Source organism: uncultured Microbacterium sp. (assembly GCF_963521695.1).
GTDB lineage: Bacteria > Actinomycetota > Actinomycetes > Actinomycetales > Microbacteriaceae > Microbacterium.
The window spans coordinates 1-2,882 of sequence record NZ_CAUQWC010000325.1 but is presented as its reverse complement, the minus strand read 5'-3'; the positions used below and the strand labels follow the sequence as shown (position 1 = coordinate 2,882).

The following is a 2,882-nucleotide window of genomic DNA, read 5'->3' as shown; positions in this document are numbered from 1 at the left end:
GGCATCGGCCGTCTCGTCGCGCACGAGGGGCGTCACCGGTGCGGCACCGATGACCGAGGCGTCCTGGCGTTGTGCGGCGCGCTCGGCCCGCGCGGCGGGGCGGACGGACTCCGGCTGCTGCGGAAGGGGCGAGGGCCGCTTCACGCTCAGACCGCCGCGGCCTCGGTGCGCGAGAGCGCGTCGAGCACCTGCGGGATGATCTGGTAGACGTTGCCGCAGCCGAGGGTGATGACGTAATCGCCCGGGCGGGCGACGCGGGCGGTGTAGTCCGCCGCCGCCTGCCAATCGGGGACGTAGTGCACGTGCGCGGGATCCGCGAACGCGCCGCTCACCAGCTCGCCCGTGACCCCGGGCACCGGATCTTCGCGGGCGCCGTACACGTCGAGCATGACGGTGTGGTCGGCGTGGGACTCGAGCACCTCGGCGAACTCGCGGTACATCTCCTGCGTGCGCGAGTACGTGTGCGGCTGCTGGATGGCGATCAGGCGCCCCTCGCCCACGACCGTGCGCGCCGCCGACAGGGCTGCGGCGACCTCGGTGGGGTGGTGCGCGTAGTCGTCGTAGACGCTGACCCCCTGCGCGACACCGTGCAGCTCGAAGCGGCGAACGGTTCCGCCGAAGCCCTGGACGGCGCGTGCGGCGTCGCCGAGCGAGTGTCCGAGCACGCGCAGCACGGCAACCGCGCCGGCGGCGTTGACGGCGTTGTGAGCACCGGGAACGCGCAGCTGCACGTCGACGCTCTCGCCGCCGGCGGTGAGGGTGAAGGCGACCGGGCCGTCGGTGCGGATGCCGCTCAGGCGCACGTCGGCGGAGGCGTCCTCCCCGAAGGTCACGACGCCCGCGTGCGTGATGCGCTCACGCACGGCGCGCGCACCGGGGTCGTCGGCCGAGATGACCACGGCCTCGCTCGCGGCATCCGCGAAACGGGCGAACGCGGCGTCGAACGCGTCGCGCGAGCCGTAGTGGTCGAGGTGGTCGGGGTCGACGTTGGTGATGAGCGCCACCGAGGTGTCGTAGAGCTCGAAGGTGCCGTCGGACTCGTCGGCCTCGATGACGACGAGGTCGTCGCCACCGGTACCGCTCGAGACGCCGAGATCGGCGATGACTCCCCCGTTGACGAACGTGGGCGCGATTCCGAGGGCGCGGAAGGCCGTGACGATCATGCCCGTCGACGTGGTCTTGCCGTGAGCGCCGGCGACCGAGACGAGGCGGCGGCCCCCGATGAGCCAGTGCAGGGCCTGCGAGCGGTGGATGACGTGGAGTCCGCGCTGCTTGGCGGTGACGAACTCGGGATTCTGGGGCCAGATGGCACCGGTGTGCACCACCGTGTCGGCGTCGCCGAGGTGCGCGGCGTCGTGACCGACGTGGACCGTTGCGCCGCGCGCGGCGAGGTCTCGCAGGGCAGCGCTGTCGGAACGGTCGGAACCCGACACCCGGATGCCGCGGTCGAGAAACATGCGGGCGAGTCCCGACATGCCCGATCCACCGATTCCGATGAAGTGGGCGGAGGCGATGTCCTCGGGGAGGGGGAGGCTCAGGTCGGGTCTGATCATGGCGTCTGCGAGTTTACGTCGCCCACCCTGCGCACATGCCCCGGCGCGCCCGTGCGGACCCTGCGAAGCCTCGGGACCACCCGGTCGCGCGGCCCCGCCCTCAGCGCGCGAGTGCCTCGTCGATCAGCGCGATGACGTTCTCGGTGCCCGTGCGGATGCCGGTGCGGGCGGCAGCGGCCCGCATCGCCGCGCGGCGCGCGTCATCGCGCAGCAGCGGCACGATGTCGTCGCGGGCGCGCTCGGGCGTGAGCTCTGCGTCGGCGATGAGAATCGCCGCGCCCGCGCGCACGGCCGCAGCGGCATTCAGGCTCTGCTCGCCGTTTCCGACGGCGTATGGCACGTAGACCGCGGGGATGCCGAGGGCGCTGATCTCGCTCACGGTCGCGGCCCCCGAGCGCGAGACGACCAGGTCGGCCAGCGCGAAGGCGAGGTCCATACGGTCGACGTAGCGGACGAGCGCGTACCCGTCGACGGCGGGGTCGGGCAGATCGGAGCCCTGGCCCGTCACGTGCAGGAGCTGCCAGCCGGCGTCGAGCACGTCGCGCCACGCTCCCCCGAACGCCGTGTTGAGCCTCAGCGCGCCGAGCGACCCCCCGAAGACGAGAAGGGTCGGGCGGGCGGCATCCAGTCCGAAGTGGGCGGCGGCTTCGGCGCGGGATGCCGCGGCGTCGAGGTCGACGATCTCGCGGCGGAGCGGCATCCCCACCTCGCGCGCACCCCGCAACGGTGTGCCGGCGAAGGCCACGCCGACGGCTGCAGCACGTCGCGCACCCAGGACGTTGGCCAGGCCGGGCTTCGCGTTCGCCTCGTGCACGACGAACGGCACCCGCTCGCGGCGCGCGGCGATGTAGGCGGGAGCGGCGGCGTACCCGCCGAAACCGACGACCACGTCGACGCCTCGGGCGCGGATGAGCCGGCGCACGTGCGCGACGGCCCGGAGGAACCGGGTCGGGAATGCCGCGGCCCCGCGGTCGGGGCGACGCGGGAACGGCACCTTCGCCACCGTGAGCAGCTCGTAGCCGCGCAGGGGCACGAGGCGCGACTCCAGCCCCTCGCGCGTGCCGAGGACGAGCACGTCGTCTGCGGCGTCGCGCGCACGGAGACCGTCGGCGACGGCGAGGAGCGGGTTGACGTGCCCGGCGGTGCCGCCGCCGGCGAGGAGATAAGTCGTCACCGTACGACCCTAGCCAGGTCGCGGAGCTGGCCAGGTCGCGGGGCGGGGACGATTAGCTCCGTCGAGCCCGACGCCGGCCCGGCGTGCGCCGAGGCGCCTCGTCGGCGCCCGCGCGGCGGTCGGGGGGGGGGCGCGCGCACGACAGCAGCCCGCCC

Annotated in this window: 2 protein-coding genes; both read right to left on the bottom strand. The window is 73.9% G+C overall.

Translation table 11 applies throughout. From position 1 onward, the window contains the following. Positions 1-146 precede the first annotated feature (146 nt). Positions 147-1,553: a UDP-N-acetylmuramate--L-alanine ligase gene (gene murC, locus RWP81_RS15910; RefSeq protein WP_314457734.1), complete on the bottom strand. Its 1,407-nt coding sequence runs from the start codon at positions 1,551-1,553 to the stop codon at positions 147-149. 100 nt (positions 1,554-1,653) lie between these two features. Then, positions 1,654-2,727, bottom strand: a complete 1,074-nt coding sequence (locus tag RWP81_RS15905; protein ID WP_314457733.1) for a glycosyltransferase — start codon at positions 2,725-2,727, stop codon at positions 1,654-1,656. Positions 2,728-2,882 lie beyond the last annotated feature (155 nt).